The sequence below is a fragment of the Sodalis-like endosymbiont of Proechinophthirus fluctus genome (genome assembly GCF_001602625.1).
Lineage (GTDB): Bacteria > Pseudomonadota > Gammaproteobacteria > Enterobacterales > Enterobacteriaceae.
Genome location: NZ_LECR01000060.1, coordinates 2,947 through 3,227 on the forward strand (window position 1 = coordinate 2,947; position 281 = coordinate 3,227).

Sequence of the window (281 nt, forward strand, 5' to 3'; positions counted from 1 at the left end):
GCTGGCGGCCGAAGGTTTCACGAATCGCCCACAGTTCTTTTACGTCGCCGACCGGAGTGGAGGTGCCATGGACGTTAAGATAATCTACCGGCGTATCCACATCTTTCAGCGCCATCTGCATACAACGGATGGCACCTTCGCCGGACGGCGCCACCATATCCACGCCGTCGGATGTTGCACCATAACCAATGATTTCGGCATAGATATGGGCGCCGCGGTCCAGGGCGTGCTCCAGCCCTTCCACGACCACGATACCGCCGCCAGCGGCGATTACAAAGCCG

Annotated in this window: 1 pseudogene; it reads right to left on the reverse strand. The window is 59.4% G+C overall.

Annotated elements, in window-relative coordinates:
• Positions 1–281: pseudogene (locus tag BG74_RS17495) on the reverse strand (beta-ketoacyl-ACP synthase I); the annotation flags it as partial.